General features: G+C 65.5%; 13 protein-coding genes. 3 read left to right on the top strand and 10 right to left on the bottom strand.

Going from position 1 to position 15932, the window contains the following annotated elements:
• Positions 1-2 precede the first annotated feature (2 nt).
• The 4 genes from AAEO60_RS02280 to AAEO60_RS02265 form a co-directional block, all read right to left on the bottom strand.
• Positions 3-4208: a translocation/assembly module TamB domain-containing protein gene (locus AAEO60_RS02280; protein ID WP_341672027.1), complete on the bottom strand. Its 4206-nt coding sequence runs from the start codon at positions 4206-4208 to the stop codon at positions 3-5.
• Positions 4208-6394 (bottom strand): autotransporter assembly complex protein TamA, encoded by a 2187-nt coding sequence (locus AAEO60_RS02275; RefSeq protein WP_341672026.1) that lies wholly within the window; start codon positions 6392-6394, stop codon positions 4208-4210. The genes AAEO60_RS02280 and AAEO60_RS02275 overlap by 1 nt, the downstream gene beginning before the upstream one ends.
• Positions 6327-7178 (bottom strand): arginyltransferase, encoded by an 852-nt coding sequence (locus AAEO60_RS02270; RefSeq protein ID WP_341672025.1) that lies wholly within the window; start codon positions 7176-7178, stop codon positions 6327-6329. Before AAEO60_RS02270 ends, AAEO60_RS02275 begins: the two co-directional genes overlap by 68 nt.
• A 174-nt stretch (positions 7179-7352) precedes the next feature.
• Positions 7353-8591 carry a threonine ammonia-lyase gene (locus tag AAEO60_RS02265; RefSeq protein WP_341672024.1) on the bottom strand — a complete coding sequence of 413 codons (1239 nt, stop codon included), beginning with the start codon at positions 8589-8591 and terminating at the stop codon, positions 7353-7355.
• 103 nt (positions 8592-8694) lie between these two features.
• Here AAEO60_RS02265 and AAEO60_RS02260 point away from each other — a divergent pair, with 103 nt between their 5' ends.
• The 3 genes from AAEO60_RS02260 to AAEO60_RS02250 all read left to right on the top strand — a co-directional run bounded on the left by AAEO60_RS02260 (position 8695) and on the right by AAEO60_RS02250 (position 11594).
• Positions 8695-9579, top strand: coding sequence for an NAD(P)-dependent oxidoreductase (locus tag AAEO60_RS02260; RefSeq protein WP_341672023.1), 885 nt, complete (start codon positions 8695-8697; stop codon positions 9577-9579).
• A gap of 2 nt (positions 9580-9581) precedes the next feature.
• The gene (locus tag AAEO60_RS02255) at positions 9582-11246 is read left to right on the top strand and encodes an amidohydrolase (protein ID WP_341673531.1); all 1665 of its coding nucleotides are present in this window, start codon (positions 9582-9584) and stop codon (positions 11244-11246) included.
• Positions 11247-11351: 105 nt separating this feature from the next.
• Complete coding sequence (locus AAEO60_RS02250) at positions 11352-11594, top strand: hypothetical protein (protein WP_341672022.1); 243 nt, start codon at positions 11352-11354, stop codon at positions 11592-11594.
• A 115-nt stretch (positions 11595-11709) separates the two neighbouring features.
• On the opposite strand, the gene tatC is transcribed toward AAEO60_RS02250, so the two are convergent.
• The 6 genes from tatC to nagZ are packed head-to-tail and all read right to left on the bottom strand — an operon-like array spanning position 11710 to position 15897.
• Entirely contained in the window at positions 11710-12528 is an 819-nt protein-coding gene (tatC, locus tag AAEO60_RS02245) for a twin-arginine translocase subunit TatC (RefSeq protein ID WP_341672021.1), read from the bottom strand.
• A gap of 3 nt (positions 12529-12531) precedes the next feature.
• Positions 12532-13020 (bottom strand): Sec-independent protein translocase protein TatB, encoded by a 489-nt coding sequence (gene tatB, locus AAEO60_RS02240; RefSeq protein ID WP_341672020.1) that lies wholly within the window; start codon positions 13018-13020, stop codon positions 12532-12534.
• Between the two features lie 26 nt (positions 13021-13046).
• Entirely contained in the window at positions 13047-13295 is a 249-nt protein-coding gene (gene tatA / locus AAEO60_RS02235; RefSeq protein WP_341672019.1) for a twin-arginine translocase TatA/TatE family subunit, read from the bottom strand.
• A gap of 34 nt (positions 13296-13329) precedes the next feature.
• The gene (gene scpB, locus AAEO60_RS02230; protein WP_341672018.1) at positions 13330-14022 is read right to left on the bottom strand and encodes an SMC-Scp complex subunit ScpB; all 693 of its coding nucleotides are present in this window, start codon (positions 14020-14022) and stop codon (positions 13330-13332) included.
• A complete protein-coding gene (locus AAEO60_RS02225) occupies positions 14015-14881 on the bottom strand; it encodes a segregation and condensation protein A (RefSeq protein WP_341672017.1) in 867 nt (288 codons plus the stop codon). Before AAEO60_RS02225 ends, scpB begins: the two co-directional genes overlap by 8 nt.
• Positions 14878-15897 (bottom strand): beta-N-acetylhexosaminidase, encoded by a 1020-nt coding sequence (gene nagZ, locus AAEO60_RS02220; RefSeq protein ID WP_341672016.1) that lies wholly within the window; start codon positions 15895-15897, stop codon positions 14878-14880. Before nagZ ends, AAEO60_RS02225 begins: the two co-directional genes overlap by 4 nt.
• Positions 15898-15932: the final 35 nt, after the last annotated feature.

The raw sequence follows: 15932 nt of genomic DNA, 5'->3' as shown, positions 1-15932 counted from the left end.
CATCAGTAGTCGCGGCGGATCTCCGCTGCGACCTGGTGCCGCCCCACCGTACTCACCGTTGCCAACAGGTTGAGCCAGTTGGTCACGCGGAACTCCAGGTCGGTGGCGTTATAGCCGGCACCATCGGTGATGATCTCGACATAGAAGCGATTGCCGAAGTTGCGGCCTAGCGCGACCGCCGTCCCGCGATCCAGCGCCGGGTCCGCCGGGACGATGCGCAGGCGGTCGAGCCCCACGGCATTGCGCAGGCTGTTGATCGGCCCCATGCCCGCCCCGCCCCGCAACGATCCCACGGCACTCGCCAGCTGCAATGCGTCGGTGGCGGACAGATCCGTGATCGAACCACCGAACAGCAACCGTGCCAGCAGTTCCTCCTGCGGCAAGGCGGGCGTGGAGCTGAAGACGATGGCAGGCTGGCTGGCGTTACCGGTCACGTCGACCTCGACGCTCAGGCCGTTGACGGCGGTCGCGGCAGTCAGGTTGATACGCGGGTCGATCGGCACGGACTGGTCGAAGGCGATCTCCCCGCGCGTGATCTCGAAGCGGGTCCCTGCAAAGGAGTAGAATCCCTGCCGGGGCACGATGGAAACCGAACCGCCAATACGCGGATCGTCAGTCGTCCCGCGCAGCAGGAGGTTGTTGGTGCGCCATTCGCTGTCGAGGCCCATGCCGTCGACCTCGATCCCGCCAGCCGCGCTGATGTCGATCAGGTAGCGCCACGGTGCCGGGTTGGCGGCCAGCGGTCGCGCATCAGCCGGCCGGTTGATTTCGCGCACGGCCACGTTGGGCAGCTCGGCGACCGCCTCGGCCTGCCCCAGCCGCCAGCTGGCCTCGCGCACGGTCAGGCGACCGGCAATGGTGCCGCCCACGCCGTTGGAGACGATCCGCATGGGTCCCGTCACCACCGCACCCATATTGTCGAGGTCGAGGATGCGGGCATTGCGCGCTGCCATGCGCAGGTCGATCTGCGGACCGCGCTCGGCAGAGATACCCGCAAGGTCCACCGTGCCGCTGCCAGAGATACGTCCGCCGCCCGGCGCCGTGCCGGAGAAGCTGGTGAGCGCCAGCCGCGATCCGGCGAAACGGCCACGCGCCGAAACGTCGGTGATGTCGGTGCCGGTAATCGCACTGCGCACCCGCAAGCCGTCACCTGACAGGGAACCGCGCACCTGCGGGTCGCCAAGACTGCCGCGCAGGTTGGCGGCGATGCCGATGTCGCCCGTCACGTCGAGCAGGTCGATGGCCGCAAGCCGCCACAGGCTGGCCGCCGATCCGTTGAAGCGGAACTGTCCGACGAGGTTGCCGGCGTAGAGCCGGTCGACCAATCCGCCGGTAGCGGGTAGCTGGCTGATACGCGCCTGCAACCGGCCATTCGCGCCGCCTTGGTCGGAAATGACCGCGCGCGTCTGCAGCAGGTCCTCGGAAAGCTCCGCCACCAGCGCAATGTCGAGCGGCTCGGAGGTCAGCAGCAGGCTGGAACGGGTCAGCCCCGCCACCTGCAAGCGTGCCTCGCCCACGGGCAGGCCGCCCGCGCCTTCGGTCAGCTCGACAACGCCAGACAGCTCGCCGCCGAGGCCTAGGTCGCCGGTGATCGCACCGGCAAGATCGAGCGGCATGTCGGACAACGACAGGCGACCCAGCATGGGTGCATCGCCGCCGAAGCGTCCGCTCGCTATCGCGAAGCCGTCGCCATAACTCAGCTGGGTTCGTTGCAACTGCCAGCCGTCATCCTCGGTACTCACGAAGATCGCTCGGCGCGGCATGGAGATGTCACGATTGCCATAGGACCCGTCGAGCGCCACCGCGATGCGGCCCGGTGCGAGGTCGCCGTTCACCAGCAGCTCGAAGCGGCTGCCGCGCTGGCCGGTAAGCGCGGCGTCGAAATGGCCACTGCCGTTCTCGACCTCGGCCTGCGCGACCATGCGTCCGACGAACAGGCTGCCGTAGCTCAGGCCCTGCAGGTTCGCATTGCCGGTGACCGTGGAGCTGCCTTCGCGCAGCAGGCCCTGCGCTGTGATCGTACCACGCCGGATGCCAAGCGGCGTCTCTCCCCCGAACATGGCATCGCGCGCCGTCAGGTCGACGTCGAAACCTTGCCCGCCATCACGCACGGCAAGGGTAATCGCACCGTCGATCCCGCCGCGATTGACGGACAGCCGCCCCGCAGCCCCGCCCTCGACAAGGTTAAGCGTACCCGCCACGCGGCTTTGCGCCACGTCGAGACGGTTGATGCGCACGGCGGTATCCCCGCTCTCGGCAATGACGAGGTCGAGCAAACCGTCGAACGGACCCAGCAGCGAGCCGCCGCTGGTCTCGATGCGGAAGCCTTCGTCGCTGGGAGCCAGCGCCACGCGCACGTCGGCGAGGCCTGCGGCGGGTAGCGGGTTGGCGAAGACAAGTGTTGCGCTCGGCCCTTCGGGAGCCAGCAGGGCCTCGACGGTGAACGGACCGTAATCAGAGTGTTCGCCCGCACCGATAACGCTGGTGCCTGCCTCGGTCACTTCGCCGTCGACATTCGCTGTCACGAGGGTGGCGTTGACGTCGAAATTGCTGAACCGCAGCGGGCCGCCGGAAGTCATGGCCAAGCCGCCGTCGAACCGGATATCCTCACCGGCAAGCGAGGTAATCGTGGAATTGGTGACCTCGTCCACCAGTCCGCGCAGGTCTGCCTGCAACTGCCACGGCGCACCGCCGCCGATGCGGAAGTCGATGCGGGCGCCGCCATCGACCAGCCCGACGCCGTCGAATGCCAGGTCGTTCACGGTGACCGGACCGTTCACCCGCGTCAGCCCGTCGGACAGGCGCGAGTTCAGGCCCAGCCGCGCCTGCATGCCCGGGAAGCGCACGTCGAGGTCGTCCGACAGGATCTCCCCGTCGGCATAGACCAGCGTGCCCGCGAGCGAGCCGTTGGCAAGGCGCGGGTCGAACAGCTCGACACCGCTCACAATGCGCGCAATCTCGGCGCTGACAGGGATCGTCAGGCGGTTGCCGTCGAACGCCAGTGTACCTTGCTGATCGACGCCCGTGACAATGATCCCGCCCGCGTTGATCTCGCGCACGGTCAGGCGGTGCGGCATGGTGAGGTCACGGAACGGGCCATCCAGCGTACCGCGCAGGACTGCCCCGTTCAGCGCCACGTCGGGCGAGAACAGTGTCGCGTCGAGCAGTTCCACGCCCAGTTCGAAACCGTCGAAGGCATTGTCCGCCAGGTCCACCGCGCCCGCGCCGTCGGCATTGATCCCGCGAGCGCGGAGGGTGAAATCGCCTTCCAGCACGGAATCTTCCAGCGTGCCCGATGCCGTCAGGCTGACCACGTCGCCCAGCGCGCGCGCCGCCACGCCTTCGACATAACCAGCGGGACGAGCCTCGCCCACCAGCCGGTACTGTCCCGCCTCGTTGTAGAGATCGAAGTCGAGCAGGTCGGTTTCGCCCTGGCGGGCCAGCAGGTCTCCCTGCCAAGCCGACCAGCTGCCTTCGCCTTCGACCGCGACCGAAAGGTCCTCTTCCGCACCGACCATGGTGGCGAGGAAGCCGCCCGCCGGGGCTTCCCAAGTCAGGTCGAAGTCGAACTGGTCGCCATCGGGTTCGGCATGGATCAGCACCGCGAAATCGTCGCCACTGCCGAAGTCGCCATCGGCGTCGAGGTAGACCAGCCCGTCGCGGATATCCGCCTCGGCGGCAAAGCCGATCACGCGCTGCTCGCCCAGCAGGCCTTCGGCCACGGTAAGGTTGTCGATCACGAAGCGGTCAACGCGAATGTCGAAATCGGGGAGGATCGGCGCATCGGGATCGCCCGGCTCCAACCGCGGTGCGGCGTAAAGCGTACCGTCAGTCAGCACGAGGTGACGCACGTCCAGCCCGCTGGTGAACCAGTTGAAAGGTCGCCAGTTGAGATCAATCGTCGGCACTTCGAGGAACAGCACCTCGTCAGCATCGTAGAACTTCACGTCGTTGAGCGTGCTACTCCACAGCACCGAACCGTCGATGCTCTCCACCTCGACGCGCAGGCCCGATGCCGGGGCGATCTTGGCGATCTGGTCGACGATGAACTGGCGGCCCGGCGGGGTGTGCAGGAAGACGACAATCGCCAGCAACAGCGCCAGCAGCGCCAGCAGGCCGAGACCCAGCCAGCGCAACAGGCGCACAGGCCAAGACCGACGTTTCGCCTCGCTCACGGTCGCGTCCTCGGCGATTGCTTCGTCAGCCATCAGAACGCCTGCCCCAGCGCGACATAGACCGCGATCCAGTTGTCGTTGGGCCCCGGATTGAGCGGCACGGCCACGTCCAGCCGCAGCGGACCGAAGCCGGTTTCATAGCGCACGCCCAGGCCGGCGCCGTACTTGATCGTGTCGAAGTCGGGCAGCGGATCGAGGCCCACGGACCCTGCATCGACGAACGGCACCACGCTGACCGCGCCGTCCATCAGCGGCGTACCGATGCGCGCCTCGAGCGAGAATTCGACCAGGCTGCGGCCGCCCAGCGGATCTCCCGTGTCGTTCAGCGGGCCGATCTGGCGATAGCCGTAACCACGCACCGATCCGCCGCCACCGGCATAGAGCCGCCGCGACGGCGCGATAGCTTCCAGCGGCGCACCCGGGATGCTCGCCACGCGTACCCGCCCCGCCAGCACCGTGTTCTCGCCCACCGACTGGTAGAAGGCCGCGTCGACCTGGCTGCGCACATAGAAGCTCTGCACCCCGTCGTTTTCCGAAATTTCGGGCGACAGCCGACCCGACAGTCGCCAGCCCTTGGTCGGATCGAGCAGGTCGTCCGATGCGTCAAGCTGGGCGAACACCGGCAGGGCCCCGATGAAGTAGGTCTCGCGCTCAAGGCTGCTGCCGTCGGCCAGCCGCTCGCTCTCTTGCGTGGCCACCAGTTCAACACCCAGCGACCAGCTGAACTGCTTCTGGAACAGCAAGGTGCTGACGCGTTCGAACGTACCGATCAGCGCAGCACTGCGCGCATCGTAAGCGTCGTAGTCGATCGTGCTGGCATAGGCATCCAGCGTCAGGATGCGGTCGCGGCCGTGGAAGTTGTTCTTGCGGAAGGTGACGCCCAGCAGCTGCTCCTGCGTGCCGGCAATCCCGCGCACGCGCAGCAGGCCTTCGGGCGGGAAGAGGTTGCGGTGCTCCCAACTCGCTTCGACACGAATACCTTCCTCGGTGCCGAAGCCCACGTTGCCGGCAATCGTGCGCAGCGGTGCCGGCCTAAGGCTGGCCGCAATGTCGACGACGCCCGGCGCGTCTTCCGTGGGTTCCTGCACGACGACAGGCTCCAGATCGACGGCCCCCACCAGCCCGGTAGCAAGGATGGCGCGGCGCAGGTCGAACTCGTCGCTGCGACGGTAGGTGTCACCTTCGTGCCAGCGGGCGATGCGGGTAAGGTGGCGGCTGGAGAGGAATTGCTCGCTGTCGCTGCGCACCGAACCGAAGACATATTGCCCGCCCGGCTCCACCGGCATCGTAATGTCGCCTTCGTACCGCTCGTGATCAACCAGCAGGCTGGGCGGGTCGATTTCCGCGAAGGGATAGCCGCTTTCGCCCAGGGCCGTATCCAGCCGTATCTGCTGGTCGGCAACGACATCGAGCGACACCGGATCGCCCGGCTGGATGGCATAGGCTGCCCGCAGGTCTGCGAAGTTCTCGCCCGTGGCGGCGAGGTTGCCAAGGTCGACCGTACCGACCAGGAACCGCTGGCCGGGGATCACGTCGAAGCGCACTTCCGGCTGGTCGCCGTTCATGCCGACGGTGCGGATCACCTGACCGCCAAAATAGCCGTAGACGCCCAGCAGGCGCAGCAGCAGTTCCTCGTCCACCCGTGCCTGTGCGGCAAGGCGAGCGAGGTTGCCGTCGGCATCGGTCCCTTCGACCGTCGACAGTGCCTCGAACCGGTCGAGGAAGTCGTCGCGTTCGGGGAACAGCGTGCGGTCGGTCGGGAAGACAATCACCAGTTCGTCGGACAGGCGCTCCTCGCTGCCCTCGGGCAAGCGGCCGATCTCGTCGTCGAACTGGACGAATTCGATCTGCTCGTCGTCGCTCTCCAGCGGCGCCAGCTGGGGCAGCTCGACATCCTCCGGCCACGGAATGGTGACCAGCGGCATCTCCTCCATGGGCGCGTCGACAGGCAGTTCGGGTTGTCTCTCAGCCGCTGCCTCGTCCTGCGGGGTTACGCCCTGAGCAGCCCAATCCTCAGGGTTTTCGACCGCGGAATCGGGGATCAGGTCTTCGAGCCGCGGCGTATCGCGCATGTCCTGCGCCAGCGCCGGCTGCGACAGCAGCAATGCCGCGCCAAGCGCGGTCGTCGTGGCCCAGCACTGTCGGATAACGTCAGGCGAGCTTGAATTCGCGCTGCAGGTCTGCCGCAGGATCCTTGGTACTTCCTTCTTCTGCCGCATCGCGCGAAGTACCGCCTTTGGCCACGTTTTCGATAAGCCGCCGCTGCTCGTCATCGCCAAGCCGTCGCCAGCCCTCGGCACCAAGCACGTCGAGTGGACGGAAGCGCACCTTGTACTGCATGCGCGGCGATCCTTCGACCCAATAGCCGAGGTAGACGTAAGGCAGCCCTGCCTTCGTCGCGCGTTCGATGTGGTCGAGAATGACGAAATTGCCAAGCCCGGTACGGTCCTCGATTGCCGGGTCGTAGAAGCTGTAGATCATCGACAACCCGTCCCCCTGCCGGTCTGTCAGGCAAGCCGCGACTAGGCGTCCCGGCCGGCCATCTGCAGAAGGTTCTCTGTATTCAATAACAAAGCTGGAAACACTCGTGTGTTCCACCATGTCTGCATAATCGACTTCGTCCATCGCCGCCATGCCGCCACCGGGATGCCGATGTTCGAGGTAACGTTGCAGCAAGCTGAACTGCTCTGCGGTTGCCCACGGACGACATTCCGAGACGACAAGGTCGCGGTTGCGGTTCATCACGCGGCGCTGTGCCTTGGAGGGCTGGAATTCGTTCGCCACGACGCGCACCGAGACGCAGGCGCGGCAGCCTTCGCAGCTGGGACGATAGGCCACGGTCTGGCTACGACGGAAACCGATCCGGCCCAGCGCATCGTTCAGCTGTTCGGAGTGTGGGCCCTTGAGCTCGGTAAACACCTTGCGCTCCGTCCTGCCCGGCAAATAGGGACACGGCGCAGGGCTGGTCACGAAGAAGCGGGGGAAGCGAACGGGTGCCGTCACGAAGCTGTGCTGTCCTTGTGGCCAAACGGTTACGACGCGGATCGCCGAATTCCGTATTGCCCCTTAAGACCACACGGATTCGCAGCGATGAACTGTATTAACCATAAAACAGGCCCGCCAGACCATTATTTTCCACAAATTGCCGACGGGGCTCGGTTAACGCCCCGTATCGGGTCAGTTCAATTCCACCTGGCTGACGGTGTATCCCTTGTCGGTCAACGACCGCACCAGCGCCTCCAGCTGCCCGCGATCACGCGCTTCGCACTCGATGTCGGTAACAAGGCCCTTGGCCGGCAGGTTGGTGAAAATGCGCTGGTGGTAGATTTCGAGGATATTGACACTATGCCGATCGAACTCGCGCATCACCTTGAACAGGGCGCCGGGGCGATCCTGCAGGGTGATCTGCAGCCGTGCGAGGCGACCTGAGCGCGCGAGGTCGCGCAGCAGCACGTTGGCGAGCAGGCGGGTGTCGATGTTTCCGCCGCATAGCACCAGGCCGACCTTCTTTCCGGCAAACCGGTCGCGGTGCGCCATCACGGCGGCAAGGCCCGCGGCGCCTGCCCCTTCGACCACGGTCTTCTCGATCTGCAGCAGCAGCGAGACCGCCTCTTCCAGATGCGGTTCGTCGACGAGCAGGATGTCGTCAACCAGCTCTTCGATGATGCCCTGGGTGAACTTGCCCGGCTCCTTCACCGCGATACCCTCGGCCAGCGTGTCGCCGCCGCAAGGCATGTCGGTTTCGTGCCAGGCATTGTAGCTCGACGGGTAGAGCCGCGCTTCGGCGCCGATCACGGTTACCGGCGGTTCTTGCGCCTTGGCCACGGTCGCCATGCCCGAAATCAGGCCGCCGCCGCCGATCGGCACGACGATGCAATCGAGATCGGGCGCGTCCTCGAACAGTTCGAGGGCCACGGTGCCCTGCCCTGCGGCGACATGCGGATCGTCGAAGGGGTGGACGAAGGTCAGCCCCAGTTCCTTCTCCAGCTTGCGCGCATGGGCATAGGCCTCGTCGAAAGTCTCGCCTTCCAGCACGACCTTGCCGCCCACGGCCTCGGTCTGCATTACCTTCACCGTCGGCGTGGTCCGCGGCATGACGATGGTGACGGGAACGCCAAGACGCGTGCCGTGATAGCTGAGGCCCTGCGAGTGGTTGCCCGCCGAAGCCGCAATCACGCCGCGCTCGCGCTGTTCATCGGTCAGTTGCAACAGCGCATTGAGCGCGCCGCGCTCCTTGTAGGCTGCCGTGAATTGCAGGTTCTCGAACTTCAGCCAGATTTCCGCGCCCGTAATCGCCGAAAGCGTGATCGAATGCATGGTGGGCGTGCGCACGACGGCACCCGCGATCCGCTCGGCAGCGTCGCGCACGTCTTGCAGGGTGAGGCTGGCCTGTTGCTCTGTGGTTGTCTCGGTCATTACGGGGATGCGCCTAGAGCAATGGCGCGCGCGTGCAAATAGCTGGCGGACTTTGCCCGCACAAAGATTGCCTTGAGGGGCGAGGTAAGGCAGTGCGGCGCCCATGAGCAAAGTCGCCTTTTTGGGCCTTGGCGTGATGGGCGCGCCAATGGCCGGACACCTCGCCCGCGCCGGGCACCAGGTCACCGGATACAACCGCACCGCCAGCCGCGCGGACGCATGGGCAGCAAGGCTGTCAGCCGAAGGGCTGGACGTCGCCATTGCCGCCACGCCTGCCGAAGCTGTCGCCGGTTGCGACGTGGTGCTGGCCTGTCTCGGCAATGACCATGACGTCGCCAGTGTCATGCTGGGCGATGCCGGTGCGCTGGCAGCCATGCGTGAAGGCGCGCTGTTCATCGATCACACCACCGTCTCCCCCGCCCTCGCCAAGCAGTTGGCCGAGACGGCAGAAGCGCGCGGCCTGCTGTGCGTCGATGCCCCCGTTTCGGGCGGTCAGGCCGGCGCCGAGAACGGCAAGCTCGCCATCATGTGCGGCGGCACGGATGCTGCCATGGCCACTGCTACACCAGTGATGGAAGCCTTCGCCGCCCGGATCGTCCACGTGGGCGAGGCTGGCGCGGGGCAGGCCTGCAAGGCGGTCAACCAGGTGTGCATCGCGGGCGTGCTGGCCGGCCTTTCCGAAGGCGTGCGGCTGGCGCAGGCGACCGGCGTCGATACCGACAAGGTGCTGGAAGCCATCAGCGGCGGCGCAGCGCAAAGCTGGCAGATGGAAAACCGCTGGGAGACCATGGTGCAAGGCCAGTTCGATTTCGGCTTTGCCATAGACTGGATGCGCAAGGACCTCGCCATCGCTCTCGGCGAAGCGAAGCAGGCAGGTCTGTCATTACCCATCACTGCGCTGGTCGACCAGTTCTATGCCCAGGTCCAGGCGCAAGGCGGCGCGCGGCAGGACACCAGCGCCCTGATCCGTCACTTGCCGGAGGCATGATGATGGTCGCTCGCCTGCTTGCCATCGCGGCCATGCTGTCCGTGCCCGTCCCCGCCCTGGCTGATACCCATATCGACAATATCGACGGCATCTCGGTGGGCCGTGACGGCTCCATCGACCGCTTCACCGGCATGGTGATCGACGAGGATGGCCGCATTTCCGAGCTGCTCGACTTCGGTGATCGCCCGACCCGCGAGATCGAATACCGCATCGACGGCGAAGGCCGCGTGGTCGTGCCCGGTTTCATCGACGCCCACGCCCACCTGATGGGCATCGGCCTCGGCACCCTGGTGCTTGACCTGTCGATGACCAACTCCCTCGATGAGGCACTCGGCCGCATCGCCGCCTATGCCGCTGCCTATCCCGACCGTCCGTGGATCATCGGGCGCGGCTGGAACCAGGAGCGCTGGGGCCTTGGCCGCTTCCCGACGGCCGCCGAACTCGATGCGGTCGTTGGCGATCGCCCGGTCTGGCTGGAACGCGTCGACGGCCATGCCGGCTGGGCCAATTCGATGGCCCTGCGCGCGGGCAATGTCACTGCTGCCACGCCCGACCCTGTCGGCGGACGGATCGAGCGCATTGCCGGTTCGCGCGCGCCCGAAGGCGTGCTGGTCGATGCGGCCGTGCCGATAATCAGCGCCGCCGTCCCGCCACCCCTGCCGGAAGATCGCGACCTTGCCCTGCACAATGCCCAGCAGCTGCTGCTGAGCCACGGCGTCACCGCCGTCGCCGACATGGGCACCAGCGTCGAGGACTGGATGACTTTCCGCCGCGCGGGCGATGCCGGCCGCCTGCAGTTGCGCGTCATCTCCTATGCCGACTCTGTCGATTCCATGCTGCTGATCGGCGGCCCGGGACCGACCCAGTGGCTCTATGACGACCGGCTGCGGCTTAACGGCGTGAAGCTCTACCTCGACGGCGCGCTCGGTTCGCGTGGGGCATTGCTCAACGCCGACTATTCGGACGATCACGGCAACCGCGGCTTGCCGCAGCTGTCCGGCACCCAGCTGCGCAACCTGATGAGCCGCGCCGCGCTCGACAATTTCCAGGTCGCCATCCATGCCATCGGCGATGCCGCCAATGCCGAAGCGCTGGGCGCGATCGAGGAGCTCTCGCGCGACTACCAAGGCGACCGCCGCTGGCGCATCGAACACGCGCAGATCGTCGATCCGGCAGACCTGCCGCGATTCGGCCAGAACGGCATCATCGCCTCGATGCAGCCGGTCCACCAGACCAGCGACATGTTCATGGCCGAAGCGCGGCTGGGGCCGGACCGGCTGGGCGGCGCCTATGCTTGGCGCTCGGTGCTCGAGGCCGGGGGATTGCTGGCTTTCGGCACCGATGCGCCGGTCGAACCGATCGACCCGTTGGCTGGCCTCGCTGTCGCGATCAGTCGTACCAACGCTGACGGAGAGCCTGATGGCGGCTGGCATCCGGAAGAGGTTATCACGCGTGAACAGGCACTTGCAGCCTACACGGCGGGTGCAGCCTATGCCGGTTTTGCCGAAGGTCGCTTTGGCAGCCTCACCCCCGGCGAGCGCGCCGATTTCGTCATGCTGAGCCGCGATCCGCTGCTGGCAAACCCCAGCGAGTTACGGAACATCCGGATCCTGGAGACGTGGATTGCCGGACAACGCGTTTACGATTTCGAATTGCAAAATCGCTAGACATCATTCAAACCAAGCGGAAATCTTATAGATTAGTGGCTCGCCATTGCCATGCGCTTGGTTTATGGGCATAAGCGACGTGAAGAATACGAGGGTACCGAATTCATGACTAAGAAGCTTTTCACGACTGTTGCTGCGACTGTCGCACTGGTTGCGACTCCGGTGCTGGCGCAAAGCGAAGTCGCCCAGCGCGCTGCAGCGGCTGCCATCGACCAGGCCGAAGGTTTGGGTAGCGATGATGATAACGGCCCGGGTATCCTGCTCGGCGCTCTGGCCGCTGGCCTGATCATTGCCGGTGTTGTTATCGCTTTCGGCGATAGCGACGACGATCTGCCCGCAAGCCCGTAAGGCTGTTTCTACAGATTGAATGCAAAACGGGGCCCGCGTGGCCCCGTTTTCATATGTGCAATCCGCGCAGGTGTTGGCACTCGGCCACTTGCGCGGGCATTGCCAATCTTTGCTCTTAGCTTTCGGCCTTTTCCGGGGCGTCCTCTGCATCCTCGGCCTCGGCAGCCGCCTGCTCCTTGGCGCGGCGGCGTTCGGTTATCCGCATCAGCACCAGTGAACCTTCGAACAGCAGCAACAGGGGGCCTGCGAGCAATAACTGCGATATGACGTCCGGCGGGGTGATGATCGCGGCCAGGGCAAACACCAGCACGACGATATATTTGCGCGCCGTCGCCAGCTGCTGGCGGGTCACCAGCCCCGCCCCGTTCAGCAGCATCAGCAGGATCGGCATCAGGAAGCTGATCCCGAAGGCGAGGATGAAGCGCATCACCAGGTCGAGGTACTCGCCCATGGCAGGCAAGGCCTGAGCTTCCAGCCCGCCCGCGTCGCCCTGGAACCCGAGGAACCAGGTGAAGGCCAGTGGCATCACGACATAGTAGGCCAGCGATCCGCCAAGGAAGAACAGGACCGGTGTCGCGATCAGGAACGGCAGGAAGGCCCGCTTCTCCCGCGCGTAGAGACCCGGCGCAATGAAGGCCCACAGCTGGTTGGCGATGATAGGAAAGGCGACGAAGAAAGCCGCAAACAGCGCCACCTTCACTTCGACGAAGAAGGCTTCGTACAGCCGCGTGTAGATCAGCTGGCCCTGGCCTTCAGGGAAGGCGTTGGTCAGCGGGCGAACGAGAAAGCCGAAAATGCGGTCCGCGAAATAGAGGCACACGGCAAAGGCCGCCAGCAGCGCCAGCACGGCCTTCACCAGCCGCCCGCGCAGTTCGATCAAGTGATCGAGCAGCGGCGCCTGCGTGTCGTCGAGGTCTTTCAGCTTGAGCGCCATGACCTACCCCTCGCTCGCCGGCTTGCTTGGATCGGCGGCCTTCTCGGCGGCAGCTTCGCCTTCGGCGGCTGGCTCTGCCTCCACTTCGGCAGAGGCATTGCCTGCGGCCGCGCTCTTCTTCGCGGCAGCTTCCGCCACGCGATTGGCTTCGTCCAGTTCGGCGCGCGCCTTGTCGCGCTCCTTGGTCAGCTTGATCAGCTCAGCCTGCTTTTCGGGCGGATAGGCCCCGGTCGGCTCCATCTCTGACGGACCGCCATCGGGGTGTTCGCGCATGATCTTCTCGTTCTGCGCCTTCCACTTCTTCTCCATGTCCTCCAGTTCTGCCTCGCGCACCATGGCGTCGAGACCGGAGCGGAAATGGCTGGAGACCTTGCGGACCTTGCCGATCCAGCGACCTGCCGTACGCAGGGCGAGCGGCATGTCCTTCGGCCCGATGACCAGAATGGCCACCACGGCGATCAGCAACAGTTCGGTTGCGCCGATATCGAACATGGGTCAGCGGCGCTCGCAGAAGTGGATCAGGATGCGGACTTGTCGCCAGTGTTGGCGGTTTCCGCGGTGTCCGCAGTAGCAGAAGGCGTTTCGGTCGGTGCCGGAGCCTGGATCTGCGGGCTGCTGTCCGAGGAATTGCGTTCCTCGCTCATACCCTTCTTGAAGCTGCTGATTCCCTTGCCGAAATCGCCCATCATTTCCGAGATGCGTCCACGTCCGAACAGGATGAGAACAACGACGGCGACGATCAGGATCTGCCAAATACCCGGCTGCATGTGAAATTCCTCGAATTACGCTTCGAAGCCTAACTTAGGCGCTTTCCTCCGGACTTTCCAGCGCTTCGGCCTCCCAATCGAGATCGACGGAGTCGATTTCCTCTTCCTCCACCTCGTCGGTTTCGCCGGATTCGTCCTCGGCCTCTTCGGTTTCGTCCGCCTTTTCAGCCATCAGGTCTTCGTAGGCGTCCTCTACCGGATCGAGCAATCCAGCCGCCTTGAGCTCGGCGAGACCGGGCAGGTCCTTGCGGCTTTCGAGGCCGAAATGCGTCAGGAATTCGGGGGTCGTTGCATAGATCACCGGACGCCCCGGCACCTCTCTGCGGCCGGAGATGCGCACCCAGCCCGCTTCCATCAGCACGTCGAGCGTGCCGCTGCTGGTCTGCACCCCGCGAATGGCCTCGATCTCGGCGCGGCTGACCGGTTCGTGATAGGCCACGATTGCCAGCACTTCGGTCGCGGCGCGGCTGAGGCGGCGCAGCTGGTCCTTCTCGCGGCGGAGCAAGTGGGCAAGGTCCGGCGCGGTCTGGAACTGCCAGCGCTTGCCGCGCTCGACCAGCTGGATGCCGCGGTTGGCGTAATGTTCGACCAGCGCCTCCAGCGCGTCCTTCACGTCGGCGTCGCCGAGGTGCGCCGAAATCTGCTCGCGCGTCATCGGCTCTTCGGCGGCAAACAGGCAAGCCTCTACCGCGCGGACCAGTTCGTCAGGGCTCTCGGCCTCAGGCATCGGCCTTCATCCGGCGCAGGTGCAGCGGCCCGAAAATCTCTTCCTGGCGGATTTCCGCCTTGCCCATCCGCGCCAGTTCCAGCGCGGCGACAAAGCTGGAAGCCAGCGCCGAACGCTTGAGGCGCGGTTCGGCGTCACCGGGCAGGAAGGTGCGCAGTTCCATCCAGTCGAGCGATACGCCGAGCATGGCCGACACGCGGTCGATCGCGCTTTCCAGGGTCATCACCGGTCGGTTGGCGACCATGTGCACCACGGGTTCGGTGCGCAACTTCACCTGCCCATAGGCATGGACAAGGCTGAACCAGTCGCACTGCCAGTGATTCTTCTTGAGAATCTTCAAGCCTTCGGGCGCGCCGCGGGCGAAGACGTCACGGCCCAGCCGGTTCCGCCCCATCAGGCGAGCACCAGCCTCGCGCATGGCGCCCAGCCGCTGCAGCCGCAGTTGCAGTTTCAGCGCCAGTTCTTCGGGCGAAGGATCTTCCTGCTCGTCCTTGGGTAGCAGCAGGCCGCTTTTCAGGTAGGCCAGCCAGGCTGCCATGACGAGATAGTCGGCAGCGACTTCCAGCTTCAGCGCCTCGGCGCGCTCGATATAGGCAATGTACTGGTCGACCAGCGAGAGGATCGAGATCGACTTGAGATCGACCTTCTGCCGCCGCGCGAGGTCCAGCAGCAGGTCCAGCGGACCTTCCCACGTGTCCAGTTCAAGGTAGAGCGCGTTCTCGTCGGCCGTGCCGGGTGCGGCGATACCGCGCCACTCATCTTCACCCTCGCGCGAGAGCGTGGCGTTTCCGTCCACCGTCCCGCCTTCCAGCAGGTCGGGCGTATCGGGATGGTCGAGGCGGTTGCCGTCGTCGGTCATGCCCGCACTTCCATCTGCTTGAGCAGGGTATCGCGCGCGGCCAGCAAGTCGGCACGGGGCGTGTCGTCGCTCACTTTGCCGGCAGAGGCCATGGCGCGATCCAGCCGCTGCCGGCTGGCATCGGAAATCGCGGGCAAACACCGGGCAGTTTCGACCATGTCATCCATCTTGCCCCAGCAATTCAGCACAAGATCGCACCCGGCGGCAATGGCGCGCTGCGACCTTTCCGGAATTGTGCCCTCCAGCGCTTCCATGTCGATATCGTCGGACAGCAGCAGGCCGTCGAAGCCGATCCGCTTGCGAATGATCTGGGAAATCACCTTCTCCGACTGGGTGGCCGGATTGTCGGCATCCCAGGCAGTGAAACGGATATGCGCCGTCATGGCGATGGGCGCGTCGTTGAGCTTGGCGAAGGGCGCGATATCGCGCTCCAGCTCCGCGTCGCTGGCGGTGACCGTGGGCAGGTCCTTGTGGCTGTCCACCGTGGCCCGGCCGTGGCCCGGCATGTGCTTGATGCAGCCGACAACACCGCCGCGCGCCAGCCCGTCCAGAGTGGCGCGGCCAAGGGCGGCTACCTGCATCGGTTCGCGGCCCAGGGCGCGGTCTCCGATCACGTCGTGCGCGCCCTCCACCGGGATATCGAGCACCGGGTGATAGTCGACCGTGATGCCGACTTCGGCAAGGTCAGCGGCCAGCAGCTGGGAATTGGCGCGGATGGCCTGGATGGCGCTGGCTGGAGCGACGTCGTAAAGCTGTGCGAAGACGCCAGGCGCGGGATACTTGTCCCATTCAGGCGGCTTCATCCGCGCCACCCGCCCGCCTTCCTGGTCGATGGAGATGAGCAGGTCGTCGCGCCCGTGCAATTCGCGCAGCGAATCGGTCAGCGCGCGAAGCTGGGCGCGGTTTTCGACATTGCGCCCGAACAAGATGTAGCCCGCCGGCTGCGCCTCCTTGAAGAAGGCGCGCTCGTCCGGCGTCAGGACCGGGCCGGAAAGGCTGAAAATCGCGGGCGTCATCGCCTTGGAATAGGCCCCAAAGCTTACCGAGGTGC

Origin of the sequence: Aurantiacibacter gilvus (assembly GCF_038289935.1) — a bacterium.
Taxonomy (GTDB): domain Bacteria; phylum Pseudomonadota; class Alphaproteobacteria; order Sphingomonadales; family Sphingomonadaceae; genus Alteraurantiacibacter; species Alteraurantiacibacter gilvus.
Note: the sequence above shows the minus strand (reverse complement) of the source record. Positions and strands in the feature narration are given on the sequence as shown.

Bases quoted from the DNA above. Each gene is read 5' to 3' on its own strand.
- AAEO60_RS02280 (WP_341672027.1), bottom strand. From the start codon at position 4,208: ATGGCTGACGAAGCAATCGCCGAGGACGCGACCGTGAGCGAGGCGAAA.
- AAEO60_RS02275 (WP_341672026.1), bottom strand. From the start codon at position 6,394: ATGCGGCAGAAGAAGGAAGTACCAAGGATCCTGCGGCAGACCTGCAGC.
- AAEO60_RS02265 (WP_341672024.1), bottom strand. From the start codon at position 8,591: ATGACCGAGACAACCACAGAGCAACAGGCCAGCCTCACCCTGCAAGAC.
- AAEO60_RS02260 (WP_341672023.1), top strand. From the start codon at position 8,695: ATGAGCAAAGTCGCCTTTTTGGGCCTTGGCGTGATGGGCGCGCCAATG.
- AAEO60_RS02255 (WP_341673531.1), top strand. From the start codon at position 9,582: ATGGTCGCTCGCCTGCTTGCCATCGCGGCCATGCTGTCCGTGCCCGTC.
- AAEO60_RS02250 (WP_341672022.1), top strand. From the start codon at position 11,352: ATGACTAAGAAGCTTTTCACGACTGTTGCTGCGACTGTCGCACTGGTT.
- tatC (WP_341672021.1), bottom strand. From the start codon at position 12,528: ATGGCGCTCAAGCTGAAAGACCTCGACGACACGCAGGCGCCGCTGCTC.
- tatB (WP_341672020.1), bottom strand. From the start codon at position 13,020: ATGTTCGATATCGGCGCAACCGAACTGTTGCTGATCGCCGTGGTGGCC.
- tatA (WP_341672019.1), bottom strand. From the start codon at position 13,295: ATGCAGCCGGGTATTTGGCAGATCCTGATCGTCGCCGTCGTTGTTCTC.
- scpB (WP_341672018.1), bottom strand. From the start codon at position 14,022: ATGCCTGAGGCCGAGAGCCCTGACGAACTGGTCCGCGCGGTAGAGGCT.
- AAEO60_RS02225 (WP_341672017.1), bottom strand. From the start codon at position 14,881: ATGACCGACGACGGCAACCGCCTCGACCATCCCGATACGCCCGACCTG.
- nagZ (WP_341672016.1), bottom strand. From the start codon at position 15,897: ATGACGCCCGCGATTTTCAGCCTTTCCGGCCCGGTCCTGACGCCGGAC.